Origin of the sequence: Schaedlerella arabinosiphila, assembly GCF_003885045.1 — a bacterium.
GTDB classification, from domain to species: Bacteria; Bacillota; Clostridia; order Lachnospirales; family Lachnospiraceae; genus Schaedlerella; species Schaedlerella arabinosiphila.
Genome location: NZ_RHJS01000002.1, coordinates 408,613 through 433,774 on the forward strand (window position 1 = coordinate 408,613; position 25,162 = coordinate 433,774).

A 25,162-nucleotide genomic window follows, 5' to 3' on the forward strand; every position below is an offset into this window, starting at 1 on the left:
TCAGGGAGAGAGTATCATGAATGAATTTATCAAGAATATGACGGAAAAAGCGAAAAAGAACCCAAAGCGGGTCGCTTTTCCGGAGGCTATGAATGTGGATATCCTGCGCACGGCGGAGCAGGTCACTGCGGCCGGGATCGGCTTTCCGGTCCTGATGGGAAAGCCAGAAGCGATTGAAAGCCTGGCAGGGGAGCATCAGATCTCCACGGCAGGATTCGACTATTTTGATTATACAGAGGAAGAAAACCGCCTGAAGCTGGCAGAGGAATATACGGCCGGACATGAGGATTTTTCCGCCAAGGCGGTTGCCAGGAAATCCAAAGACCCGGTGCGCTGCGCGCTGTTCCTTTTAAAGCTGCATAAAGTGGACTGCGTAGCTGCAGGAAAGGAATATTCTACAGGAGATGTGATTTTTGAAACCATGGGAATCGTAGGGCTGCAGGAAGGCGTGGAGAGCGTGTCCAGCTTAGGGATTGCGGATATCCCGGGATTTGACGGGCCCCAGGGGCAGATGCTGGGACTGGCGGACTGCGCCATTACCGCCCAGCCTGACGCAAAGGATCTGGCGGGCATCGCCATTTCTTCCGCAGACACCGTAAAAAATCTGCTTGGCTGGGAGCCCCGGGTAGCCATGCTGTCCTTTTCCACCTGCGGAAGCGCAGAGCATGAAAGCCTGGATGTTGTCCGGGAGGCGGTAAAGCTGGTGCGCGAATACCGTCCGGATGTGAAGGTGGACGGGGAATTTCAGTTGGATTCCGCCATCATCCCGGCAGTGGCAGCCAAAAAGGTTAAGTGGGAGAGCGAAGTGGCAGGTAAGGCAAATGTCCTCATCTTCCCCAACCTCCATGCAGGAAATATCGGAGTCAAGCTGATCCAGATCTTCGGCCATGCCAATGCCTACGGGCCGGTGCTCCAGGGCTTCGCGCAGCCGGTATGCGACTTCTCCAGAAGCGCGCCGGTGGATGAGATGCTTGGAAACGTGGCCATGCTGGTGATTCGCGCGGCGGCACAGGAGGAGCAGCATGGGTGATTATAAAGTATTTACGGTGAACCCCGGTTCAACATCGACCAAGATTGCGCTGTTTGAAGGGGACAAAAAAGTATTTTCCGCAAATGTCAGCCATGACGCCGGGGCTCTTGAGAAGTTTGAGACCCTTGCGGATCAGCTTGCCTATCGGAAGGAAACGATCGGGCAGCTTTTGAAAGAAAACCAGATCGACCTGAGAGGGCTGGATGCCTGCGTGGGAAGGGGCGGCGGACTGCTGGCCATGGACGGCGGCACCTATGCCATCGACGAACTGGTGCTGGATCATTCCATCCACGCGGCCAACGGGGTGATCCATCCGGCATGCTTAGGCCCCAGCATTGCGAAGGAGTTTGCGGATATGTACGGCGCAAAAGCGTATACGGTAAACCCGCCGGATGTGGACGAGCTCCAGGACCTGGCCCGTATGACCGGAATCAAAGGGGTATACCGGATGGTCCACCTCCATGCACTGAACCTGAAAGAGACGGCCATCCGCCATGCGGAAAGCCTGGGAAAGGCATATGAGGACTGCAATTTTGTAGTCTGCCATATCGGAGGCGGGATCTCCATCTCTGCGCACCGGGGCGGAAAGATGGTGGACGGATTTGACATCGTAGGCGGAGAAGGGCCCATGGCCCCCACGCGCTGCGGCAGTGTCTGTGCGGCGGATCTTCTGAAATACTGTGAAGGGAAAGACTTAAAAGAGGTGAAAAAGCTCTGCACCAGAAGCGGCGGATTTGTGAGCCACACCGGGATCTCGGATGCACTGGAGCTGACCAGGCGTGCCGAAAACGGCGATCCCTATGCCGAAATGCTGTGGAATACCATGATCTACCAGATTACAAAATGCATCGGCTCTATGGCGGCAGTGCTGCACGGCAAGGTGGACGGGATTCTGCTGGGAGGCGGAATGGTCTACAACCAGGATCTGGTAAACCAGGTGAAGGAAGCCTGCGACTGGATCGCGCCGGTCTGCGCCTATCCGGGAGAATTTGAGATGGAAGCCATGGCGGCAGGAGCCGGGCGTGTGCTGGACGGAAAGGAAGCCGTGAAAACATACAGCGGCGTTTGTAATTTCCAGGGCTTTGACTTCGCATAAGGAAGAAAACAGGGTGAAAAAAATATGAAATTGAGTAAAACAGACAAGATAAAGATCATCATTACCATCGTCGCCATTTCCTTCATCCAGGGGCTGCAGTTCTGCGTGTCGCCGGTGCTGGGCCCGATCCAGAAGCATTTCCCGGAGGCCGGGGTGAGCATGGTACAGATGCTGGTGACGGCGCCGACCCTGCTTTCCATCGTGGTGGCGTTGATCTCCGGCGCTCTGGTGATGAAGATCAGCAAGAAAAAGCTGCTGGTATTTGCCGGGCTGGTGGCCGGAGTGACCGGATTTCTCCCCTTTCTGGCGGACAGCTTCTGGCTGCTGTTTGCGTCCCGGGCCCTCTACGGCATCTCGCTGGGGCTGGCGATCGCGTTGAATACGGCGGTTGTGGCGGAATTTTTTGAAGGCGACGAACGGGTAGCCGTCATGGGCATCCAGGCGGCCAGCGTAGGCGCCGGGATGGTCGTGGTGACGACGGTGGGCGGATTCCTGGGCGGATTTGGATTTGAAAAATCTTATTTTATCAACAGCATCGGATTTATCTCCATGCTCCTGATCGCGTTCTGCCTGCCGGATACCGGGACGGTGAAAACCGAACAGGGGGAAAAGCTGGAGATGACGCCCAGGGTCTGGACCATGACCCTTCTGGGAGCGCTGGAAATGCTGTTCCTCATCACATTTTCCACCAATATCGCCATGCACCTTGGCGGAAGCCTGGCAGGCAGTACGGTGGTATCCGGAAATCTGACGGGCGTATTTTCCGGGGCCCAGATCGTCATGGGGCTGATCCTGGGGACGGTGACAAAGGCCACGAAGAAATATACGCTTCCGATCGCAATGCTGAGTTTTTCCGTGGGCGGTTTGTTGGTGATGCTTTTTCCGGCCAATTATGGTATGCTCATTGCAGGAGCGGTTTTCTGCGGATTTTCCCAGGGAATGTTCATACCGACGGCCATGGTGGAGGTATCCAACGCTGTAAAACCCGCGGCCACGGCCATGGCGGCAGCCTGCCTGACCTGCGGAAACTGTTTCGGACAGTTTATATCCCCCACCGTTTTAAATACGGCTTCGAAACTGATCTTTGGAGAGACGGCCACGTCCCATGTGTATCTGCTGGCCGTGATCGGGATGACTGCAGCGGCAGCGGCGGTGATACTCTGTACAAAAAAGAAGCTAGTGTAGAAATGAAGAGGTAAAGGCATGGAAAACGACAGAAAACTGATGCAGTTTTATTTTCTTACAAGCCCGGAGAAATCAACACATTACCATCAGAATTTGGAGATACTCTATGTGCTTAAGGGCGAAATGGAGATTCAGATTGATGATGCTCTCTACATATTAAAAAATGGTGATTTTATTGTAGTCAACGCGAATAAGAGCCATGCCATTACCGTAACCAGGGAAATGTTCGGCGCCCGGTTTGAGATCGACTTCCACCTGCTGGCAGAATATATGGGAACCATGCAGCTCATGTTCTGGTGCAATACGGCGGCGGATAAAAATGATGCCTACCAGGACATGCGGGTTTTGCTGGACCGGATTCTGGAGCGGTATTTTGAAAAAGAAGACAAGGGCTCCCTCCATCTGCAGTCCCTTTATTTTGAGACGCTGCATCTTCTGACCAGCAATTTTATGGTCAAGGCGGATGACGTACGCGTCAATCTGGAAAATTCCCAGGATCGTGTCCGGGTGCGCCAGATCCAGAACTATATCCAGGCCAATTACCAGGGGCAGATCAGCCTGAATGACCTGGCGGAAAAGCTGTATCTGTCCAATGCGTACCTTTCAAAATATGTAAAGAAACATCTGGGACTGACCTTTTTGGAATATCTGAACAACGTTCGTCTGTTCCATGCTGTAGACGAACTCATCTATACAAATAAAAATATTACCAGGATCGCGCTGGACAACGGCTTTCCCACATCAGCGGCATTTACCAAAGCATTCCGGGATATCCATGGGGAATCCCCCAGTGAGTACCGGAAGAAGATCCAGAATGTGAACCAAGAGCCGGAGCCCACTCCGGAGCAGGAGGAAAAGAACCGGCAGCGAATCCAGGAATATCTGAAATTAAGGGAAAACCGGCAGGAGCCGGTGGTAAAGCATTTCCAGGGCTGCGAGGCCGATGCGGCCGCATACGAGAGCAGAGACATGCTGTGGAATAAGGCGGTCAACGTGGGAGAAGCCTACTGCATCCTGCAGTCGGCGGTACAGAACCAGCTTCGGGAGATCCAGAGGGAAACCGGGATGGTCTATGCGAGGATCTGGAATCTGCTGACCCGTGAAAACTGTTTTGATGAGCGGGAGGGATACAATTTCCGAAAGCTGGACCTGGTGCTGGATTTCCTGGTGGATATCCAGATGAAGCCGTATATTGAGCTGGGATACAAACCGGAGCTCTTCCTCTATACGCCGGAGCGGTGTCTGCGGCAGGAGGAGCGGGAGGACGGAATCTACCCCTATGATACGTTCTGCGAGATCATCAGGACGCTGTGTATGCACCTGGTGAACCGATACGGCGCGGATGAGGTGGAAAGCTGGTATTTTGAATTTTGGAATGACCCGCAGCTTCAGATGACCGGGGAGGACGGGGAGTACTACCGCTATTTTGAAGTCATTTACCGGACATTTAAGCAGATCCTGCCAGAGGTTCGGGTGGGCGGCGCCGGGCTGATCCTTGGGTATGAGACTCCGGTAGCTAGAGATATTTTTAAGATCTGGAAGCAGAGAGCATGCAGGCCGGATTTTATATCATTTTGCTCATTCCAGTATATCGCCCTGGTGGAATCCGGGATGCGGTACGGGAGGAAGTCCATTGACGGACATTATATGAAAAATCAGGTGGCGATCCTGCGGGAAATGATGGAAGAAGTGGATTTTCAGGTTCCGGAGATCCACATTGACGAATGGAATTTTACCGTATCCAACCGGAATATACTCAACGATAGCTGCGAGCAGGGAGCCTATATAATGAAAACCTGTATGGAGATGGAAGGCTGTGTGGATTTTATGGCCTATTGGCACGGACTGGATATCTATTCGGAGTACTATGATTCAGGGTCCATCTTAAACGGGGACTCCGGCATGATCTCCAGGGACGGTATCAAGAAGCCCTCGTTCTATGCCTTTCAGTTTTTGGGCAGGCTGCAGCAGTATGTCATGGCCAAGGACGAAAACTGCATGGTGACGACCAACGGCAGGGGCCGGTATGTGATCGCCAGTCATAATTATAAAAAACTCTCTTCCCGGTATGTATTTACCGAGGAGGACGAGATCCAGATCGGCGACCTGGAACAGTTCCTGGAGGATATGGAGCCGCTGGAACTGAGATTTTCGCTGAAAAATATGAAAAACGGAAATTACCTGGTGAAGATCTATTATGTGAACCAGGATAACGGAAATGCGCAGGAACTTTGGCGGAAGCTGGAATTTGCCAAAGGGCTTGCCAAGGACGAGATTGAATATCTGAAAAAGAGGGCGGTTCCTACCATGGAGATGAAAACCGTGGAGGTGACGGACGGCGTGCTGGAGCTGGAAAGCGTTCTGCTGGCGCAGGAAATCCGGCTTTTGGACATCCAGTACCAGTACCGGATGTGAGGAAACCGCGGAAAGGAAGGAATCATGGCGGAAAAAAGCTGCAGCAAAGGAAAAGAACTGTATCCTCATCTGTTTGCGCCTTTGAGGATCGGAAACATCAGGATGAAAAACCGCATCATCTGTGCGCCCACCAGCCCCAGCATGATCGATTTAAACGGACATTTTACACCGGAGATGATCGCTTATCTGGAGGAAAAGGCCGAAGGTGGTGCGGCGGTTGTGACTTATGGGGAGGCAATCATCCATTCGGCCACCGGAAAGTCCCACAACAAACAGCTTCAGCTGGATGCGTTCGGCGTGCGCCAGGGCATGACGGAGGCGGCGAGGGCCATCCACAACGCAGGAGCCTATGCCAATATCCAGTTGTCCCACGGCGGAAAATACGGCGGACTGGTCAGCGTGGGCGGGGATGTGGCAACCTGCGAGGTGGCCTACGGCCCCAGCCATGAAATGACTCCCATGGGAGAGGTACAGGAGATGCCAAGGGAGTTGGTCTATGAGATCATCGAATCCTATGGAAAAGCGGCGAAGCTGTGCAAGGAGACGGGATTTGACATGGTGCAGGTGCATGCGGCCCATGGATGGCTGTTTTCCCAGTTTTTATCCCCGGTGATGAACCAGAGGACGGATGAATTTGGAGGAAGCCTGGAAAACAGGGCCAGATTTTTCCTGCTGACGGTAGAGGCGGTCAGAAACGCGGTGGGTCCCCAGTTTCCGATTGAGGCGAGGATCTCCGGGGATGACCTGACGGACATCGGCCTGGGGATGGAGGACTGCATCAAGGTGGCGGAGATGATCGACGGCAAAGTAGATCTGATCAACGTATCCTGCGGAAACCATGAGGATCCGGATATGTTCTGCAGAACCCATCCTTCCGCATTTTATCCGAGAGGGGTCAACGTGTATCTGGCGGCGGCCGTCAAAAAGCATGTGAAGACCCCGGTTGCCTGTGTGGGCTCCTTGAACGACCCGGCCCAGATGGAGGAGATCATTGCCTCCGGGCAGGCCGACGCGGTGGAGATCGGAAGGGCCGTGCTGGCCGATCCTTATCTGCCGAAAAAAGCATACGAGGGCCGCGCGGATGACATCACACCCTGTCTGCGCTGCTACGAGTGCTTCGGCTCCACCGTGGAGCTGGAGATGGTAAAATGTATGGTGAATCCCACCATGGGCCAGCAGCTTGCGGCGAAATGCCCGAAGGCGGAGCCGGAGCGGAAAAAGAAGGTCCTGGTCGTGGGTGGAGGCCCGGCCGGGATGGAGGCAGCCATCACTGCCGCCCGGCGGGGACATGAGGTCACATTGGCGGAAAAATCAGATAAGCTGGGCGGAAACCTGCATCCGGCGGGAGCCGCTTATTTTAAGGAAGATATCCGGAAGCTCTGCGATGTGCTGGCGCGCCGGGTGGAGCGTGCCGGGGTGAAGGTACTGCTGGGAACGGAAGCGACGCCGGACTATGTGAAGGAATTTGCGCCGGACGCGCTGTTTGTGGCGATTGGCTCCGAGGAACTGTGCCCGCCGATTCCGGGGCTGGATTCTAAAAACGTGGTGATGGCTGTAGATGCGGAACTGCATCCTGAAAAGCTGGGTCAGAAGGTGGTCATCATGGGCGGCGGCCTGGTAGGAGCGGAAGCGGCCGTCGGATTTCACCATGACGGGAAGGAATGCACCATCGTGGAGATGAAGCCGGCCATCGCGGAGGATGTCAATTCCTTCTACCGGGGCGGCCTGATGCCGGAGGTGGAGAAGGCGGCTAAGTGTTATGTGAATACAAAGGTCAAGGCCGTGGTGCCGGAAGGGGTGCTCTGTGAGAAGGACGGAGAGGAGCTGCTTCTGGAAGCGGATACGGTGGTGTGCGCGCTGGGATTGAAGCCCCTTTGCGAAAAGGCGGACGCACTGGCGGAGCTGGTGGACGAGTGCTATATCATCGGGGACTGCGGGAAGGTCGGGAAGATCTATGACGCGATGAATACAGGGTATTACTCGGCGATGCGGGTGTAGCGGATCTGCTATACTGCATTGCGATCGGGAATGGTTTATAACAGATCAGGAGGAAGCTGTCATGTGAGGTGCATGGCAGCTTTTTCGTGGTGTATCCGGCGGGCGCACGACGCCGTGTGAACAGTAACAAAATCTCCTCTCTTCGATCTGTAAACTGCTTGACAAACGATCCGTCAGTAAGCATACTATTAAATAACAGCAATCCATTTGAGGGAAGCAGCTGTTACATTTCCATACAGTTCCTTGGCATATACCATTGGACTTGTTTTCATTCGGAAAGAGAGGGCATATATGGGCAGGATATTTAATGTCAGTGCCGCGTGTAAACCGGAATTGCATTATATGGTGAATATGGATGAACAATTGAAACAGATAAAAGCCATGGTAGACCAGGGGCTGTATTTTACCATAAACCGTGCCCGGCAATATGGCAAAACGACTACGCTTCATGCTTTGGAGCGGCTTTTACAAAGAGAATATATTGTAATCAGTCTGGATTTTCAGATGTTCAGTGCTGCGGACTTTGAGACAGAAAAAGATTTTATTGAAAACTTTTGTATGGAAATTTTAGGGTGTGCTGCGGCAAAAGATATTTCTGCGGATATACGGGGACAGATGGAAGGCTTGGCAGATGGATCTGTACAAAATGACAGACTGTCGGCCCTGTTTCGCTGTCTGAGTAAGTGGTGCCGGCTTTCAGAAAAAAAGATTGTGCTGATGATCGATGAGGCGGACAGCGCTTCAGAATATCGTGTGTTTCTTGATTTTTTGGCGCAGTTGAGAGGGTATTATATTATAAGAGAAAAGAAGCCGATATTTCAGTCTGTGATCCTTGCAGGAGTATATGATATAAAGAATCTGAAAAATAAGTTCGTGGAAGAGTATAGGATGAACAGCCCGTGGAACGTTGCGGCAGATTTTGATATAGACCTGCGCCTGAGGGAACATGGGATTGCAGGAATGCTGGCGGATTATGAGGAAGACCACCAGACAGGAATGAATATACAGGAAATTGCGGGATTGATTTATGATTATACGTCAGGTTATCCCTTTCTTGTGTCACGCATCTGCAAATTAATGGATGAAAAAGTTTATAGAGATGAAAATGAATTTGAAAGAAATAAGGCATGGACAAAAGAAGGGTTCTTGACGGCTGTCCGTATGCTGCTGACAGAAGAAAATACATTGTTTGATTCTCTGGACAACAAACTGATTGATTATCCGGATCTGAAACAGATGCTTATGGAATTACTGCTTCAGGGAAATGTGATCGAATACGTACCAGGCAATTTGGGAATCCGCATGGCGGCGATGTTTGGTTTTGTGACGATTGAAAATTATATTGTGAATGTCTCAAACCGAATATTTGAGACAAGGCTTTATAACGGATTTCTGGCGGAAAAGTCGAGACACAATGAGCTGGCGCAGACAGCGGCTTTGGAAAAAAATCAGTTTATTGCAGACGGACGTCTGGATATGGAGCTGGTTCTCCGAAAATTTGTCAGCTATTATCAGGATATTTTTGGGGAACTGCAGGAAAAATTTTTGGAGGATAACGGGCGATGTCTGTTCCTTCTGTATATCAAACCGATCATCAACGGAACAGGAAATTACTATATTGAAGCAAAAACACGGACAAACCGGCGCACGGATTTGATCATTGATTACTGCGGGGAGCAGCATATTGTAGAGCTAAAACTCTGGCGGGGACAGGAATATAATAAAAGAGGAGAGGAACAGCTTACAGACTACCTGGATCTTTACCATGCGAAGCAAGGATATCTTGTCAGCTTTAATTTCAATAAGAAAAAGAAGGTTGGTGTGGAACGGCTTCGGATCAAAGACAAGATTATTTTCGAAGCGGTGGTTTGAGAACAGGTGATGAGTATGAAACTGAGCGTTTATAAGGATATCATAAAAAACGAAAAAAATTTCCGGTATATGATTCTGGCAAATATGATCAGCCGGTTTGGGGACTCTGTGGATGCCATCGCCTATAGCTGGATGGTCTACCAACTGACAGGCTCGGCGGCGTGGCTGTCTGTCATTCTTGGGGTGAATATGGTTCCGACGGTGCTGTTTCAGCCGCTGGGAGGTGCACTGACGGAATATTTCCGCAAAAAGAGAGTCATTGTCATCTGTGACATTGCCCGGGGAGCTGTGGTCTTTTTCACAGGCGTGTGTATGCTGCTGGAAGTGTTAGAGCCGTGGCATCTGCTTGTTTTGACATTTATAAATTCCTCCATCGAAGCGCTGCGGATTCCAAATGGGCTTGCAATCCTGCCCAAAATCCTCAGGAAGGAGCATTATAAGGCGGCCATTTCCATGGACCAGGGGGTGCGGAGAACGTCCGAGCTGATCGGCATGGGCTGCGCCGGAATCATCATAGGGTGGATTGGAATCGGCGGGGCTCTGTTTGTGGATGCGGTGACCTTTCTGGCTTCCGGGCTTCTGCTTTTAATGCTGAGGGTGAATGAGGAGAGCGGGGAAGGGCAGCGGTTTCAGATGAAGGGGTATGCCGCCGCGCTCAAAGAAGGGTTCGTCTATTTTAAAACGAGTAAGCTGGCAATGATGGTATGTGTGATCTGTGTGGTACAGAATTTGTGTATGCTTCCCATTGAAAATCTGCAGGCTGCTTATATCAGCGAATACCTGAGACTGGACGTATTTGCGATGTCAGTGGGCGGGACGGCGATTACGGCGGGCATGATTTCCGGGGCGCTGCTTTTGCCTGTGATCTCCCGGAGAATCCCGGAAAAACAGGTGCTGATCCGAGGAGGAATCCTGATCGGGCCGCTGTATTTTTGCTATCTCGCGATCGGGATGATTCCTTTCAATGAAGGAAAATATCTTGGCTATTTTATTGCGGCGTTTGCCTTTGGAATGCTAAATTCGGTGATCGGGGTTACGGTCCAGGTGATCTTTGTGAGCAGCGTACCGGAAGAATTTGTGGGGAGGATCAGCGGGATATTTAACGCGCTGGCCTGCGGGTCTCTGCCGGTGGGATCATTTTTGCTTGCAGGCTTGTCGTCTGTATTGGCGATCCGGGAATTGTATCTGCTGACCGGGATTCTGTCGGGGATTCTGTTTCTGCTTATGGATCGCTCAAATGGAAAATAGCATATATAATGCAAGAACAAAAGGAGAAGTAAGTATTTATGGCTTGGGAAAATCTGGAAATTGAATTCAGAAATTGGGAGTATTTCCTGTCAGTTGCAAAAACATTAAATTTTTCAAAGGCGGCGAATGAACTCTGTATTACTCCCCAGGCGTTGACACAGCAAATTAAAAAATTTGAGGATATACTGGGGAAAAAATTGTTTATACGCAGTACCAGAAATGTAGAGCTGACAGAATTTGGTGAATATTGTGTTCACAGGATGCAGCCGGTTAAGGATGACTATGACAGAGCATTGGAAAAAATTAAGAACCGAATAGAACTGTCGGATAAAAAGCTCAGAATTGTCTTTTTTCGTGCCTTGCCGAAAGAAAGGATTCTTAATGTCTGGATTGAAAAAATTCAGAATTATTTTAAGGGATATGAAATAGATTTTATAGCTGCCAATATCGAGGATGTATGTTTTTATTTAGAAAATGGAAAGGCAGATGTTGGGTTTACAATTGTTGATCAGGACCTGCCGGCAGAAACTTATATGACAAAGAAAATAGAGAGCTATCCGGGAAAGATTTTTGTATCTCAAAAGCATATATGGCTGAGCAGAAAAAATGTGACAGCAGAAGATATCAGTATGGAAAAAATGATCCAGCTTGATCATGCAGGGCATACTTGGGATTCTAAAAATTCTGTATATGCGAAGATTAAATGTAATGGTATAAGAACAACAGACAATTTTGATTCCATGCTGATGTGCTTGCAGAAAGGCGATTGCTTTGCAGTATTTCCTGATATATATAATGAAAAAAAGGATCTTCATTTAAAAAGTTTGCCACTTCCGAAGGAATATGCGTGCATATTTAATATAGTATGCATTGCAAAAAAGGATTTGGGCGATGATAGATTTGTAAATTTGATGGAATATCTCAATTCTTGCTGTTGATTGGTATTTACATTTTTATAAAGAAGGCATATCTATTGAATATTATAAAGCGCAGCTTTATAATATTCAATTTTTTTGGATTTCTCTTTTAAAAAAACGTTGAGTATAATTGTCTTATCAAGAAAAAATATAGAAGGAGACAATGATTATGATGAAAAAAGGAATTGAAATGCAGCTGAATGTCAGACCGATCTATGTAGGGCTGCAGCATAAGTATTTTTTTGAGGGCCCGTGCAGAATGGACATTACAGAGAATCTGACACCTGAAGCAGACGCCATGATCAATGCACAGTTCGCACATGGTTTCTTCCAGCAATCAAAAGATATTTTGGGAAAAGAGAAGGGAATTTATCTCATGGAGGAAATTTATGCGGAAAGAGACTGTGATTTCCTTAGCAAGGAAGACTTTTTTGAGGTTGTAATGAAGGAATATGAAAAGGTGGATCTTTATCTGGTGGGCTGCCACATTGCGAGAGGCGACCTTATTGTAGAGCTTGCTCAGAGAACCGGGAAACCCATTATGATTATGCCGGGAACACCAGGATCTGCAACCCGTTATGTATCTGCACTCAGGGCAAGAAACTATGAGGCCTATGGCGCGATGACCTGGAAAGACGGCATTCGTAGAATGCACGCCCTCAGATTGAGAAAAGTGATTGCAAATACACATATTTTGCAGGTGGTGCGTCATGATTCTACCAGCGAAATTTCTTCCAACAGTTTTCTCAGCCCAAATGAAGTCACCATGAAATTGGGAACAAAATTCCGCGGTATCAGCTTACATGAGCTTCTTGACCAGACTGCGCCGACAGACCCAATGATTAACCATTGTACTCCAGGCCGTAGGGGAGTGAATCCAACAGAAGAAGATATGGAAGAAATTAAGAGAATCACCGACGACCTTTGTGAGGGCGCATGCGAGGTAGGCATGCAGAAAGAGAAGGTAGAGATCTCTGTCCGTCTGTGGTACACAGTTCAAAAGCTTTTGGATATGTATGACTGCAATGCATTTGTAATGCCATGTCCGGATTTCTGTGCAACCTGCCGTGCAAATGAAGAAAACATGACGCCCTGCTTAACGCATTCCCTGAATAACGAGCTCGGAATTCCGTCATCCTGTGAGTTTGATCCAATTGCCACACTTTCTATGCAGCTTCTTCAAAGCGCATCGAACTGTGCAACATTTATGGGTGAGGTAAACCCGATTGAATACACACGCAATGACGCAAAAGAGGTATTGGATAAACTGGACAACCATGACAATCTTTTTACTATTTTCCATTCTGTGGGAAACAGAAAAATGAGAGGTTATGATAAGGAAAATAGCGCTTATGCGCTTGAGCCTTTTGCGTATTCCGGATGGGGTGCAACGATGCGTTACAATTTTTCAGAAGATATCGGACAGGAAATTACAATGTGCCGTTTTTCTCCCGACTGCAGGAAACTGCTTATTGGAAAAGGCGTTGTAGAAGGCGGTGCCCGCTATCTTGATAAAAACTGCAGCCTGACGATGGTATTTCGTGTAAAGGACAGCAAGGAATTCTATAACAGACAGCTTGATTTCGGTTCACATGTTCCGCTTACATATGGAGATTATACCGAGGAATTGAAAATGTTTGCTGAGCTTGTTGGACTGGAACCTGTGATGGTTTAAGGATGGGATATATGATTCAGGATAAGGCAAAAATTCTTGCGGATGCAAACAGGAGATCCGCATTGATATTAGATGAAATCAGGGAAACGAAAATGCCCGATGCGGAGTTTTTGGCAACAAAGATCAAACAATACTGCGGAGTAAAACTCAGGCTCGAAGAAAAAGAAATTTCTGACAATATCATCTTAATGTTACAGACAAGTGTGGCAAAAGCGCTGCATATTGAGATTACACAGCTGCCCGGGGTAGACCACCCTGGGCAATGCGGAAGTGCCTCTGCAGTCCTTTCAAAAAAAATTCAGATGTTTTTGGCTGTACAGAAGGGATTGAATATCCATATAGATCCTAAAAAAACACCTGAAATCCAAACCATTCAGGAAATGGCACAGCTTGTTCAGCCATTGCTTTACGAAAAAACTGAGAAAAGGGAAGAAGATGTCTATTGAAGCAGCACAGAAGGAATTCATTGATAGTTTTAATGAACTGAATGATTGGTTTATGCAATATGAACTTTTACTGGAAATCGCAGGTATGATTCCGATACCAGAGGATAGTGAAAAGAATGAGATGAATAGAATACAGGGATGTCAGACAAACACCTGGCTGGTTCTGAGAGCGGTTGACGGGAAGCTGCTTTTATTCGTGGACAGTGAATCACAGATCATTCGGGGAATACTGGGCGTTTTTGTAATGCTTCTTCAAAATCAGCGGCTGGAGGACGCTGCAGATGCAGAACTTTGTTTTATAGAAAAAACTGCATTGAAAGAGCAGCTGTCAACGGATCGTTTTAACGCAATGTCACGCGTCCGGGAAATGATTGTAAAGTTCTGCAGACAGCAGATCAATTCGGATAAGGGGGAAAATGGAGATGTTTGACGCAGCAAAGATTTCTTTGGATTTTCCGATTCTTTCCACGATGGTATATGGAAAACCGTTAATTTATTTTGACAATGCAGCTACTACGCAGATACCGCAGATTGTGATGGATACAGTAACAAACCATTATAAGACACAAAATGCAAATGTACACAGGGGAATACATTATTTAAGTAAAAAGTCAACCATGTGTATGGAACATGCAAGGGTATTGATGCAAAAATTTGTCCATGCAGAATCTCCGGAGCAGATTGTTTTTACGAGTGGAACAACTGAATCTGTTCATATGATTGCCCAGTCTTATGTAAGGTATCTTTTGGAAGAAGATGATCAGATCATTGTTTCTGAATTTGAGCATCATTCGAATCTGGTGGTTTGGCAGCAGCTGTGTATGGAGAAGCGGGCAAAGCTTATTGTAATTCCGGAGAAAAACGGGACACTTGACATGGACTGTTTTATTTCTTCCATTTCTAAGAAAACAAAATTTGTATCTATGACAATGGTTTCCAATGTAACCGGAGTGCAGCTCCCTGTGAAATTGATCGTTCAATACGCACATGAAGCCGGAGCAGCGATATGTATTGACGGAGCTCAAAGCGTCCGGCATGGGGTTGATGTCTGCAGGCTGGGCTGTGACTTTTTCTGCTTTTCGGGTCATAAGATGATGGGACCTGCAGGAACAGGAGTTTTATATATCGCGCGGAAGCTGCTTGATACAATGCGGCCCGTTAGATTTGGGGGCGGGATGGTAGAAACCGTATATTCTGATAGAACCACATTTGCGCCAATGCCTTATAGATTAGAGGCTGGAACACCAAATTATCCAGGGATTATCGGACTTGGAGCTGCAGCGGAATATTTGATGAATCTTGGAATGGAGGAAATTTCCGAATATGAGAAGGCATTGACTGTAGAACTGGAACATATGTTGAATTCAGTGGAAGGAGTTACTGTACTGGGGAAAGGACAGGAAAAGTACAGTGTAGTTTCGGTTGTAATGAAAGGGATTCATCCTTACGATGCAGCAAGTTTCCTGGATAAATATGGAATCGCGGTAAGGTCAGGAAGCCATTGTGCGCAGCTGATCGTAAGAAAATACGGCGTGGATTCTGTTTTGCGCTTCTCGCCGGCTTTTTATAATAATTTTCATGAAATTAATACGATTCAGGAGAAGCTTCAAGAGATAATTGGTTTCTTTCAGAAATAAAAAAGGGCTGTCGGGAAATAGATTGCCCTACACAGTGGCAGGTGTGATTCATACGGATCACACCTGCCACTGAAATTTATCCATTAAAAAAATGACAAAGAATTAACCGCATATCTATTATTTCGCACAGCAAAGAAGAACCTGCCGTGGAGGAATTGCCATACAATCATGCCGGATACCCGGAAGATCCTGGAGCAGATGGGAGAACAGATCAAGCTGGCGCGGCTTCGGAGGAAGATATCAGCAGAGCCACATTGTGTTCTGTGGAAAAAGGTTCACCCTCTGTTTCTATTGGAGGCTATGCGGCAGTTCTTCATGCACTGAATGGAATGGACCGGGTTCTTACTTAGGCGGAGCAAGGCTGAAAGCAACGGTTCAGGCACCGGACGGGGCTCTGTGACTGAGCAGAGGGGCCGCAGAATATATGCGGCCTGCCTTTGAGACAATTAAGATATAGAAGCTTTTTGAGCCGGGACAAAAAATATGCTATATTTTTTGTCCCGGCTTTTTTGTATGGAAAATAAGAGACCAAAATTGATACCATATTAAGAGACTGACAGAGAAGCGGAAATTATAAAAAATATGTAAACTATCTTCATAAAACAAAAGAACGATGGAGGTAGAACATGAAAGTATTAGGAATTTCCTTTGGAAGAAGGAACCAGCGCAGCGACGTGATGGTAAAGGAAGCACTGTTTGCGGCAAAGGCAGCCGGAGCGGAGGTGCAGTTTATCAATACCGTGCGCATGGACATTGGACATTGCCGCGCCTGCGACTACTGCAGCCGTCTGCGCGACAAAGGAGAGACGGAGATCCACTGCTGCATGAAGGACGACTATCATATCCTGGAGGAAGCATGTCTGGACGCGGACGGGATCATCATCGGCGCACCGGTCTATGCGGTGGGCATCGTCGGACAGTTTAAGAATTTTGTGGACCGTTTCGGACCGTCCCATGACAGGGCTGCATTGATCGAGGAGAACAAAAAACGGATCGAAGCGGGCAAGCCGGAACTTGACCCGAGATATTTTAAAGACCGCTATACAGGCTATATTTCCGTAGGCGGGGCGCAGACCCACAACTGGGTATCCCTGGGGCTTCCGATGCTGGATCTGTTCAGCTTTTCCTTCTGCATGAAATGTGTGGGCCATGTGGATGCCTATGACCAGGGCAGAACCGGTCATCCGCTGTTTGACCCGGAACTGATGAAAAAGTGCGCAGAGCTTGGCAAAGCGGTAGCAGAATCACTTGGAAAACCATATGACGAAGTGGACACCTGGGTTGGAGAGGAAGGCGTATGTCCGGTATGCCATAACCCGCTCCTCAGTATGAACGGAACTACCCATGTGGAATGCCCCATCTGCGGCATTTGGGGAGATCTGTCTGTGGACGGAGACAAGGTGAAGGTAGAGTGGTCCGAGCAGGAGATCGCCCGCGCGCGGAATACAAACATCGGAATCTATGAGCACTATAACGAGATCCAGAACATGATCAAGGTCTGTGTACCGAAGCTGGTTGCGAATAAAGAGACGCTGCCGAAGATGATGGAAAAATATGAGAAATTCGAGGAAACGATTGAAAATATGTAAGTTTGACCTTTGGAAACTGTTCAGAACAGGATTACATATGTATTATGAACCCCATATGAATACGCAGGAACTGCAGAGGTAATCTTCATTGCAGAGGCCGATGTTTGGGGGATTGCGAATGTATCCATGAAGCTGCTGAACAGACACTCTATACGAAAGAAAGGAAAACGATGATGGAACAAAAAGCAAAGTTAACAATGGGTACCAAGATCGTATATGGACTTGGTGATTTTGCCAGTCAGCTTGTGTGGACATTTGTTGGAAATTATCTGACTGTTTATTATACGGACGTAGTAGGGCTTGCCCCGGCGATTGCCAGTGCAATCATGCTGATTGCAAGAATCTGGGATGGAGTAAATGATCCGATGTTCGGAGCTATTGCTGAGCGTACAAAATCAAAATGGGGACGTTTCCGTCCTTATATATTGGTCTTTTCCCCGATACTGGCCATATTCAATGTGCTGGCATTTACGGCTCCGTTCGGCAACAAAACGGCGGGCGTGATTTGGGCGGCATTCTCGTATATCGGCCTGGGAATGTTATATACGGCTGTAAACTTAAGCTATGGTTCCCTTGCAAATGTCATGACAGCAGATTCACAGGAACGTGTGGAATTAAATTCCTGGAGGATGATCGGAACAAACCTGGGATCTTGTTTCCTGAGTGCAATTTCTATGCCTCTGATCTTAAAGTTCAGCCGTGCGGAAGCACCAACCGGAATGGGATACACTCTGACAACTCTGGTATTTGCAATCTGTTCCCTTCCATTGTTCTTTCTGGTGTTTAAATGCTGTAAAGAAGTGATCCAGCCGCGTCAGGATGTAAATCAGATCCCGATCAAGACAACGATCAAGGTGGTAGTGACAAACAAACCGCTGCTTATTATCTTCTTCACGCTGCTGGCTTACATGACGGGAATGTTTGGACGTATCGGGCTTGCGATTTATTACTTTATGTACAATATGCACCGATTTGACCTGATCTCCATTTTGATGATGGCGCCTACGATCTGCGGGGCAGTCGCAATCTTTTTGACAAGAAAGCTGGTAAATTATGTGCCGAAAAAAACGCTCGGGGCGATCAGCCTGACCGGATGCGGGATTTCCCTGCTGATCCTTTACATGATCCCGGCTTCCAATGCGACGATGGTGATCATCATGTCAGGGGTATACGGGCTGTTTTCCTTTGCAGTACCGTTGTTCATGGGAAGTGTTCCGGAATGTATTGATTATGCGGAGTTAAACACCGGAGTGCGTTCCGACGGTACCTCTTATGCGTTTACATCTCTGGCAACAAAGTTCGGAAGTGCGTTCGGCGCTTCGGTTGGCCTGATGATCATGTCCTATTTCGGATATGTGGCAAATGCAGAGCAGACGGCAGAGGCTTTAAAAGGAATCAACATTGCGGTCAATATTTTCCCGGCAGTCACATTTTTTGTGGCTCTTGTAATTTGGATGTTCTATCCGATTGATGCAAAAAAAGCAACGGAGATACGAGAAGAATTGGAGAAAAAAGCAGAATAGAGTGAGGACATAAAATGAGTGATAAGAAAAAAGTATTGGGAATTAATTTTGGACGGGCAAACGTAAATTGTAAAAAGTTATTGTCCGCAGCCATGGAAGCCGCAAAACAGGCGGGAGCGGAAACGGAGATCATTGATACGATCAAACTGGATATCCGGCACTGTATCGGGTGCGGAGCATGTTCACGCATGCTCCAAAGCGGGAAGGGACAGATTCAATGTATCCAGAAAGATGACTATGAGGCACTTTCAGACGCTGTTCTGGCTGCAGACGCGATCATTGTAGCGGCTCCGGTGTATGTACTGGCACCTACAGGACAATTTAAAAATTTCGTGGATCGTTTTGGACCAGCCCATGATAAGGCGTATATGCTGTTTGAAAATGAACTCCGCAAGGACACGGGCGGAGAAGAATTGAATCCGGACTGCCTGAAACGCCATCTGGTATCGTATATTTCCGTAGGAGGCGCAACCACGCCGCATTGGGTATCTTATGGACTTCCGGGGATGAATTTATTTGGAATGAGCCTGAATATGAAGGTAGTAGACCAATTGGACGCATATGGCTCTTATGTCCCGGACAATCAGAAGGTGCTTCTGGAAAAATCCAGGCATATCGGAGAACGGATTGTAGAAGCGCTGGATAAAAAGACCAGCGAGATCACATGGGAGTCTGAGCCGGGAATCTGTCCGGTATGTCATTGTAAGGAGATGACGCTGAATGGAACCTCCACGGTATGCTGTCCGGTCTGCGGTATCTATGGAACCCTAAAAATGGAAGGAGACCAGGTAAGGGTGGAATTTAGCGAGGAAGAGAAGAATCGGAGCCGTTTGAAATTTACCGGTGTACTGGAACATCAGGTGGAACAGGGCCGAAAGGACCGGTATCCAAGATTTGACGAATATGTGGAGAAATTCCGGGCAATGCAGGATGAGATGTAATATGTTATGCGCACAGTGATTTTGTGTGCAGCGTAGATCTAAAGAATGAGCATACATCTTTCAGAAGGAAAGATGAGATGGAGGGCACTATGAGCAACACGAATTTGAATCAATACGGCACAAAGCCATTGACTTTTGCCAATTATTTTGTATATGGACTGGGTAACTTTGCATCCCAATTGTCATGGACCATGGTCGGTACATATCTGTCCATTTTCTATACGGACGTATTCGGGCTCGGCGTAGGGGCTGTTGCAATGCTGATGCTGGTTGCAAAAATCTGGGATGGTATCAATGATCCGATGATGGGAACTCTGATGGAGCGTACTCATACAAAGTGGGGACGTTTCCGCCCATACATTTTTGTCGGGGCGCCGTTCTTAGTCATTTTCACAATCCTGACCTTTACCGTACCGGGATTTGAAGGGACTGCGAAACTGGTGTATGCCTATGTGACTTATATCGGTCTGGGAATGGCATACACGATGACAAATGTACCTTATCTGGCATTGCCGACCGTTATGACACGTGACCCGAAAGAGGTAAACAGGCTGAATGCGGCTCAGATGATGGGTATGACAGTCGGACAGATCATACTGAACCTGTTTGTGCTGAATCTGGTACTCTGGATCGGAAAAGGCGACCAGGCTGCCGGGTATCAGGGCGCGGCGACGCTTCTGGCATTTATCGCGCTGCCGATGTTCTGGGCGGTAGCTGTATTGTCCAAGGAGCAGATCACGGTTAAGAAGGAAGACCAGGGCAAGGTCAGTGAGGGTCTGAAACTGGTGTTCCGGAATAAGAATCTGCTCTGCGCAATGATGTATTCATTTTTTAATATGTTTGGTATTCTGGGACGTATTTCTGTGGCAGTATTCTTCTATATGCATTGTGTAGGAAATTTTGCCCTGATCTCCGTATTTATGATGATGCAGATGGCAGTGGGAACCATTATTATGCCGTTTTCACCGAAGTTTTTGGAAAAATTCGGCAGACGGAAAACCGCAATTATCTCCATGGTCATCCAGGGTGTGGCTTTGGTTCTGCTGTATTTTGGACCATCGACGAACATCCCGTTTAATTTCCTGTGCATGGTTCTCTATGGAGCGGGCTATATTGCAGGTCCCTGCGGTTCCTGTATGATGATTGATGCCATTGATGATTTTGATGATAAGTATGGTTACAGAAATGACGGTATGGCATTTTCTTTCCAGGGAACCGCGATCAAAATCGCGACCGCGATTGCAAACTCCGCATTCCTGCTTGTAATGGGAGCGTTCGGATATGTAGGCGGCGGAGAGATTACGGAACATGTACAGACCGGTATCAACATGGCGGCAAACCTTCTGCCTGGTATCGTATTCTTCATCGGAATCATCCCGCTGGTGCTGTATGACCTGGATAAGCCGGGATATATGGATGCAGTCAGGGAAAGACTGGTTGCAAGGGATAAGGCGAAGAAAGAAGTGGAAGGCATGGAATAAAAAAATCTGTCGTGAAGCGATATACATTCAGGCTGCGTTTATACGCAGCCATTTTTTTGAGATGACAGTAACGACCTCTGCCGCCGGAGCCTGGCTTTCAGGCTGCAGAGGAACCTCTTATTCCCAATCACAGTCAGCATGGGGCCGAAGGACAGGACTTCGATCAGCAGTTCCGTTTCCATACTCTGGTTATAATAGATGAGGCATTCATAGGTGTCCTCATCTATTTTTGCGGTATTTTTTTCATAGTTGGCAAAATGCAGCATGGCACGTTCCAGGGCATTGCGCCTGTTGACGATATGGAGCGTTACAGGCTCATTATAGTAGGAATTACGGATCAGCGCATTCAGATCCATACAGGAAGAAAGTATTTTTTCCACAGGCCGGACGCTTTGAATCCGGGAAAGGTTCAAAAGCTCCAGCTTCATTCTTCCGTTTTTGCCCGGATTCAGGGCCAGAAGGCGGAATTTGTCATTTTTTACGGAATATTCCAGCCGGGCGGGGACATATTGGTGGTGCAGACGGTTTCCATTTGGCGAAATGTAATCGATGTCCACATACTGCCGGTTTTTCTGCGCCTGGAGCAATATTTGGAAACAATGGCGATAGCGTTCATCCTGGTAAGGGTCGCCGTCTGAAAAACGGTCGTAGTAGTAAAACTGTTCCGGCCGCCAGAGAGGAGGGACAGCGGAGAGCATGTGACGCAGGTCTTTTAACTGTTCCGGTTCCAGAAATAATCCCATGCGGGGATCGGATAAGAGGGCTTTCAGATAAGATTTTTCCAGGGCGGAGAGGGGCGTCAGAAAGTCAGTGCTGAGCCTGGACAGGTAGAGTCCGCCGTCTTTTTGAAACAGATTCCAGGTTCCGTCTTCGATTTTGGGAATGATGGAGAGGAGGCTTTCTTCGAAGCCTTCCCGGCAGATCCGGCTGCGGATATCCTGTATGGTAAGAGCGCTTTGGCCGGACAAAAGATGCCGCAGGACCTGATAATAACAACTGTAAATTTCTGAAAAAAGTTCCATTCGTGTTGTTCTCCTATATGTCGTACATCCGATACATGGTCTGAAGATCGCGGTAAAAACGCTGTTCGACCAGCTTGCTGCTGCATTCCAATGAGAGGATGCGGCCGGTAAAGGTGCGGACCCAGGGCAGCATTTCATTGCAGTCAAAGGCATGGGTCTCGTACCGGTAGACATGTTCCCCGACCTTTGTGACGCTGCCGCCCCGGCCTTCCCGTTTCAGGCGGTCAACGATGTAACCTTCCCCGGGCTCAATCACCTGAAGGGTCATGGACAGGCTTTCCAGCCGGCGGCCTCCTCCCCCCTGAAAGGATACGCCCCAGAGGCTGGGGCGGTTTTGGGTCAGCTTGTCCAGCAGCGGGCCGTAATCTTCGGCAGTTTCCAGCAGGGCCACATGCTTGAGGGCATCCAGGCGGAAGCAGGAGAAACGCCTGCTCATGCGGAGATATCCGCACAGGAAACGGCGGCCGCTTCTGGTGCTGATAAAGATCTGCAAAGGGACGCATTCCGCAGTGCTTACGGTTCCATGGCGGGAGCTCCTCAGATCCATTCGTACCGCTTTATGCTGATTCATCGCATTCAGAAGCTCCAGGAGAATTTCGTCTTCCAGGGTATGTACAAAGAAGCTGTGTTTCACGCGGAAGGAGCGGTTCTCATGGTCAAACTGCTGGGAGAGTTCATTTCCGATGATCCCGAAATGGCCGGCCATCTGAAAAAAAGAACAGGCGTCCAGAACCTGTCTGTTGGAGCCAAGCCAACGGGCGAGGGAATTGTCCAGGGAGAACAGGACGGTTTTGCCGGATTTCGTTTTTATGAGCAGGCCCTCCTTTTCGTAGGCATTGCATTTTCGGCGGACAGTCTGGATATCAAAGAGGGCTTCATACTGCGTGAGCAGGCTGTCCGTGATCTCTCCCAAAGTGCGGGGGCGGCCGTCCTGAAGCAGATCCAATATCAGAAAGTGAAGGACGATATCGTTGTCTGTGAAGCTTTTGGTTTTCCAGACCCGAAACAGCGGGTTGGTGTCCAGAAGGCTGCTGTCAATGGCAAGGGAAATGCTGGAGCCGCCGGGGGCGTAGTCTTTGCGCACGTAAGGGGCAAGCCAGCTTTCCAGACGCCTTCGCTCATTGTCATAAGTCCGGGGGCTCTTTTCCTTAAAATCGTTTCTGGTTTTGAAGCCGTAGACGAAGAAGTCCCGGACGTAGTCCCTGGTTTTTGGGAAGCTTTTTATCAGTTCGTGGAAGTCGGACATGTTTCGGGGGGCTCCTCTCTGAGATTTTGGATGATGATTTCCATTTTATTATTCTCAGCAACAGGATAATTGCTGTATAATTCCTTTAGCTGATGGTAAGATTCTTTTATATCTGTATGCTTTCCATCAGTTACAATCTCATATATTTCATGGATACTGTAAGGCAGCATTTTCAGCGGGGAACGATTAACCAGTACGAAATAATTTCCGGAGATTTTTACAAATTCCGCAAATTCTTTCGAGAATACAAAATGATTATTTTCTTCAATAAATATAATCGTATCTTTTAATGGATATAATGCTTCTTCCCAGGTACGTCCGACTTCACGGCGCAGATACACATAATAATCGGCATCTGTGGTTACAGAATATCCGGATTCTCTCCCAACCCTCAGATATTCATACATCATATGGAGCAGCGTTGTTTTTCCGGTGGCGCTTTCTCCTTTGATTATCGTAATATTTCTTTTTATAGAAAATTCAAACAGTACTTTTTTGCTTTTTACCCTGAAATGATAACTACCCTTCATCCTGCATGGCCTCCGCTTCCAATAACCCATCCACATACTCTGTCGGATTGCGGACGATTTTTCCTGTATTCATAATCTGGATTTCAAATGTACCCTCAAAACGGATGATGTGCTGCAGATATACGGTCAGGTCTTTTGACTCGGCGATCTTTAAAACCCATTTTGCACAGTTATTTCCGCAGTTGGACAAATTGTATACAAACGAATCGTCTTTCAGCATCAGGATCAGAACCTTTACACCGCCGGATAAATCTTTCGGCGTGATTGCTCCTAAAACAGGACTCTCGATGATATGAGCGCTGATGACAGCGGAATGGTCAACATCCTGAATCATCTCTTTGACAAAAGCATCCTCAATCCATTCATCTTCATATACGTTATCAAAATAGGCAGGAGCGTCATTCATATATTCGGTCCCGCCGTAATACCATATTTTCAACATATTGCGTTTCCTACCTTCCCAATTTTATTCCCGAGAAGCAGCGAGCCAAGCAGCCATGCCGCATGATGCATTAACAGTATACTTTATAGACGGCAGAAAAATCAAGCAGGTCACAGAAAGTTCGCAACTTTTTTGAAATGATCTTTTGGAATATATTTCATATAATTATAGCGCACGGGTATTGGGAGACACTCCCTGCCCGGCGGTGCCTGCAGCGTGCTGTCAGGTATATCATAAATAATCCGTATCTGTTCGGCAATGCCTCAGATACGACTGCAGTCCCATGGAAATTGCTTTTTTGCAATAGGGATTGCTCCTGCAGATTCTTAACCTGGAGGTTAAGAAGGATTTGTGGTGTCGAGGGTTCGACTCCCTTCCGTGCAAACGGTAGCTCAGTGGGTAGAGTACACAACATGATGGTAAGGCAATCAAGCCTGCGGTTCGAATCCGCTCAGGAAAATGCTTTTATCCCGAAATCCGGCACGGCAGTGCGAACCGCTGCCATGCAGTTTGGCCTGCTGCCAGCAGGACGGGGATACCGCAGTAAGGAATTGCCGCAAAATAATTCCAACCGCACAGCTGGAATTATTTTGAGGCAGTTCCTGAGAAGAAAGGGGGAACAGCAGCCCGCAGAAGATATTTCACCGGTTCTTCCGGGTCCGCAGGATCTGACAGCGGATCACAGGATCACAGCGGGGATATCGGGGCGCGGGCCTGCCCTTCCTCCCGGACTGCTGCCAAACCGTGCTGCGCTGCAGCCCGCATTCTGTCCGGCCATGCAGATGTCTGACCGGGCGGAAGGGGCGCTGCACCAGCAGCCATGCCTCCGCATCAGGCTGAAGGATGAGGGATAAAAGGTTACCATTTGC

22 protein-coding genes are annotated in these 25,162 nt (G+C 48.2%); 18 read left to right on the top strand and 4 right to left on the bottom strand.

Features of this window, described 5'->3' with window-relative positions; all coding sequences use genetic code 11:
• Positions 1–16 precede the first annotated feature (16 nt).
• The 17 genes from EBB54_RS02490 to EBB54_RS02570 all read left to right on the top strand — a co-directional run bounded on the left by EBB54_RS02490 (position 17) and on the right by EBB54_RS02570 (position 21,053).
• A complete protein-coding gene (locus tag EBB54_RS02490) occupies positions 17–1,030 on the top strand; it encodes a phosphate acyltransferase (RefSeq protein ID WP_125126210.1) in 1,014 nt (337 codons plus the stop codon).
• Complete coding sequence (buk, locus tag EBB54_RS02495) at positions 1,023–2,126, top strand: butyrate kinase (RefSeq protein WP_125126211.1); 1,104 nt, start codon at positions 1,023–1,025, stop codon at positions 2,124–2,126. The genes EBB54_RS02490 and buk overlap by 8 nt, the downstream gene beginning before the upstream one ends.
• Before the next feature lie 24 nt (positions 2,127–2,150).
• Positions 2,151–3,311, top strand: a complete 1,161-nt coding sequence (locus EBB54_RS02500; RefSeq protein WP_125126212.1) for an MFS transporter — start codon at positions 2,151–2,153, stop codon at positions 3,309–3,311.
• A gap of 18 nt (positions 3,312–3,329) precedes the next feature.
• A complete protein-coding gene (locus EBB54_RS02505) occupies positions 3,330–5,726 on the top strand; it encodes a GH39 family glycosyl hydrolase (protein ID WP_125126213.1) in 2,397 nt (798 codons plus the stop codon).
• A gap of 24 nt (positions 5,727–5,750) precedes the next feature.
• Positions 5,751–7,724 carry an oxidoreductase gene (locus EBB54_RS32100; protein WP_125126214.1) on the top strand — a complete coding sequence of 658 codons (1,974 nt, stop codon included), beginning with the start codon at positions 5,751–5,753 and terminating at the stop codon, positions 7,722–7,724.
• A gap of 291 nt (positions 7,725–8,015) precedes the next feature.
• Positions 8,016–9,596: an AAA-like domain-containing protein gene (locus EBB54_RS02515; protein WP_125126215.1), complete on the top strand. Its 1,581-nt coding sequence runs from the start codon at positions 8,016–8,018 to the stop codon at positions 9,594–9,596.
• Between the two features lie 9 nt (positions 9,597–9,605).
• Positions 9,606–10,844, top strand: coding sequence for an MFS transporter (locus EBB54_RS02520; RefSeq protein ID WP_125126216.1), 1,239 nt, complete (start codon positions 9,606–9,608; stop codon positions 10,842–10,844).
• A gap of 38 nt (positions 10,845–10,882) precedes the next feature.
• Positions 10,883–11,782: a LysR family transcriptional regulator gene (locus tag EBB54_RS02525; protein ID WP_125126217.1), complete on the top strand. Its 900-nt coding sequence runs from the start codon at positions 10,883–10,885 to the stop codon at positions 11,780–11,782.
• A 421-nt stretch (positions 11,783–12,203) separates the two neighbouring features.
• The gene (locus EBB54_RS02530) at positions 12,204–13,436 is read left to right on the top strand and encodes a fucose isomerase (protein WP_125126218.1); all 1,233 of its coding nucleotides are present in this window, start codon (positions 12,204–12,206) and stop codon (positions 13,434–13,436) included.
• Positions 13,437–13,447: 11 nt separating this feature from the next.
• On the top strand, positions 13,448–13,882 hold the full coding sequence (locus EBB54_RS02535; protein WP_125126219.1) for a hypothetical protein: 435 nt from the start codon (positions 13,448–13,450) through the stop codon (positions 13,880–13,882).
• Complete coding sequence (locus tag EBB54_RS02540) at positions 13,872–14,312, top strand: SufE family protein (RefSeq protein WP_125126220.1); 441 nt, start codon at positions 13,872–13,874, stop codon at positions 14,310–14,312. The genes EBB54_RS02535 and EBB54_RS02540 overlap by 11 nt, the downstream gene beginning before the upstream one ends.
• Positions 14,305–15,519: an aminotransferase class V-fold PLP-dependent enzyme gene (locus tag EBB54_RS02545; RefSeq protein ID WP_205128743.1), complete on the top strand. Its 1,215-nt coding sequence runs from the start codon at positions 14,305–14,307 to the stop codon at positions 15,517–15,519. The genes EBB54_RS02540 and EBB54_RS02545 overlap by 8 nt, the downstream gene beginning before the upstream one ends.
• Positions 15,520–15,687: 168 nt before the next feature.
• Positions 15,688–15,843 (top strand): hypothetical protein, encoded by a 156-nt coding sequence (locus tag EBB54_RS02550; RefSeq protein ID WP_205128744.1) that lies wholly within the window; start codon positions 15,688–15,690, stop codon positions 15,841–15,843.
• A gap of 302 nt (positions 15,844–16,145) precedes the next feature.
• Positions 16,146–17,108 carry a flavodoxin family protein gene (locus EBB54_RS02555; protein WP_125126222.1) on the top strand — a complete coding sequence of 321 codons (963 nt, stop codon included), beginning with the start codon at positions 16,146–16,148 and terminating at the stop codon, positions 17,106–17,108.
• A 170-nt stretch (positions 17,109–17,278) separates the two neighbouring features.
• A complete protein-coding gene (locus tag EBB54_RS02560; protein WP_125126223.1) occupies positions 17,279–18,631 on the top strand; it encodes an MFS transporter in 1,353 nt (450 codons plus the stop codon).
• Positions 18,632–18,645: 14 nt separating this feature from the next.
• Positions 18,646–19,572: a flavodoxin family protein gene (locus tag EBB54_RS02565; protein ID WP_125126224.1), complete on the top strand. Its 927-nt coding sequence runs from the start codon at positions 18,646–18,648 to the stop codon at positions 19,570–19,572.
• An 89-nt stretch (positions 19,573–19,661) separates the two neighbouring features.
• Positions 19,662–21,053 (top strand): MFS transporter, encoded by a 1,392-nt coding sequence (locus tag EBB54_RS02570; protein ID WP_125126225.1) that lies wholly within the window; start codon positions 19,662–19,664, stop codon positions 21,051–21,053.
• A 38-nt stretch (positions 21,054–21,091) separates the two neighbouring features.
• Here EBB54_RS02570 and EBB54_RS02575 read toward each other — a convergent pair whose 3' ends face one another.
• The 4 genes from EBB54_RS02575 to EBB54_RS02590 are packed head-to-tail and all read right to left on the bottom strand — an operon-like array spanning position 21,092 to position 24,293.
• Positions 21,092–22,075 (bottom strand): WYL domain-containing protein, encoded by a 984-nt coding sequence (locus EBB54_RS02575; protein WP_125126226.1) that lies wholly within the window; start codon positions 22,073–22,075, stop codon positions 21,092–21,094.
• A 13-nt stretch (positions 22,076–22,088) separates the two neighbouring features.
• Positions 22,089–23,321 (bottom strand): WYL domain-containing protein, encoded by a 1,233-nt coding sequence (locus EBB54_RS02580; protein ID WP_125126227.1) that lies wholly within the window; start codon positions 23,319–23,321, stop codon positions 22,089–22,091.
• A complete protein-coding gene (locus tag EBB54_RS02585) occupies positions 23,300–23,851 on the bottom strand; it encodes an ATP-binding cassette domain-containing protein (protein WP_125126228.1) in 552 nt (183 codons plus the stop codon). The genes EBB54_RS02580 and EBB54_RS02585 overlap by 22 nt, the downstream gene beginning before the upstream one ends.
• Complete coding sequence (locus EBB54_RS02590) at positions 23,841–24,293, bottom strand: DUF4869 domain-containing protein (protein ID WP_125126229.1); 453 nt, start codon at positions 24,291–24,293, stop codon at positions 23,841–23,843. Before EBB54_RS02590 ends, EBB54_RS02585 begins: the two co-directional genes overlap by 11 nt.
• A 413-nt stretch (positions 24,294–24,706) precedes the next feature.
• Here EBB54_RS02590 and EBB54_RS02595 point away from each other — a divergent pair, with 413 nt between their 5' ends.
• Positions 24,707–25,147, top strand: coding sequence for a hypothetical protein (locus EBB54_RS02595; RefSeq protein WP_125126230.1), 441 nt, complete (start codon positions 24,707–24,709; stop codon positions 25,145–25,147).
• Positions 25,148–25,162 lie beyond the last annotated feature (15 nt).

Bases quoted from the DNA above. Each gene is read 5' to 3' on its own strand.
- EBB54_RS02590 (WP_125126229.1), bottom strand. From the start codon at position 24,293: ATGTTGAAAATATGGTATTACGGCGGGACCGAATATATGAATGACGCT.
- EBB54_RS02530 (WP_125126218.1), top strand. From the start codon at position 12,204: ATGAAGGAATATGAAAAGGTGGATCTTTATCTGGTGGGCTGCCACATT.
- EBB54_RS02505 (WP_125126213.1), top strand. From the start codon at position 3,330: ATGGAAAACGACAGAAAACTGATGCAGTTTTATTTTCTTACAAGCCCG.
- EBB54_RS02575 (WP_125126226.1), bottom strand. From the start codon at position 22,075: ATGGAACTTTTTTCAGAAATTTACAGTTGTTATTATCAGGTCCTGCGG.
- EBB54_RS02570 (WP_125126225.1), top strand. From the start codon at position 19,662: ATGAGCAACACGAATTTGAATCAATACGGCACAAAGCCATTGACTTTT.
- EBB54_RS02585 (WP_125126228.1), bottom strand. From the start codon at position 23,851: ATGAAGGGTAGTTATCATTTCAGGGTAAAAAGCAAAAAAGTACTGTTT.
- EBB54_RS02490 (WP_125126210.1), top strand. From the start codon at position 17: ATGAATGAATTTATCAAGAATATGACGGAAAAAGCGAAAAAGAACCCA.
- EBB54_RS02515 (WP_125126215.1), top strand. From the start codon at position 8,016: ATGGGCAGGATATTTAATGTCAGTGCCGCGTGTAAACCGGAATTGCAT.
- EBB54_RS02555 (WP_125126222.1), top strand. From the start codon at position 16,146: ATGAAAGTATTAGGAATTTCCTTTGGAAGAAGGAACCAGCGCAGCGAC.
- EBB54_RS02525 (WP_125126217.1), top strand. From the start codon at position 10,883: ATGGCTTGGGAAAATCTGGAAATTGAATTCAGAAATTGGGAGTATTTC.
- EBB54_RS02540 (WP_125126220.1), top strand. From the start codon at position 13,872: ATGTCTATTGAAGCAGCACAGAAGGAATTCATTGATAGTTTTAATGAA.
- EBB54_RS02520 (WP_125126216.1), top strand. From the start codon at position 9,606: ATGAGTATGAAACTGAGCGTTTATAAGGATATCATAAAAAACGAAAAA.
- EBB54_RS02550 (WP_205128744.1), top strand. From the start codon at position 15,688: ATGCCGGATACCCGGAAGATCCTGGAGCAGATGGGAGAACAGATCAAG.
- EBB54_RS02500 (WP_125126212.1), top strand. From the start codon at position 2,151: ATGAAATTGAGTAAAACAGACAAGATAAAGATCATCATTACCATCGTC.
- EBB54_RS02565 (WP_125126224.1), top strand. From the start codon at position 18,646: ATGAGTGATAAGAAAAAAGTATTGGGAATTAATTTTGGACGGGCAAAC.
- EBB54_RS32100 (WP_125126214.1), top strand. From the start codon at position 5,751: ATGGCGGAAAAAAGCTGCAGCAAAGGAAAAGAACTGTATCCTCATCTG.
- EBB54_RS02595 (WP_125126230.1), top strand. From the start codon at position 24,707: ATGATGGTAAGGCAATCAAGCCTGCGGTTCGAATCCGCTCAGGAAAAT.
- buk (WP_125126211.1), top strand. From the start codon at position 1,023: ATGGGTGATTATAAAGTATTTACGGTGAACCCCGGTTCAACATCGACC.
- EBB54_RS02535 (WP_125126219.1), top strand. From the start codon at position 13,448: ATGATTCAGGATAAGGCAAAAATTCTTGCGGATGCAAACAGGAGATCC.
- EBB54_RS02545 (WP_205128743.1), top strand. From the start codon at position 14,305: ATGTTTGACGCAGCAAAGATTTCTTTGGATTTTCCGATTCTTTCCACG.
- EBB54_RS02580 (WP_125126227.1), bottom strand. From the start codon at position 23,321: ATGTCCGACTTCCACGAACTGATAAAAAGCTTCCCAAAAACCAGGGAC.
- EBB54_RS02560 (WP_125126223.1), top strand. From the start codon at position 17,279: ATGATGGAACAAAAAGCAAAGTTAACAATGGGTACCAAGATCGTATAT.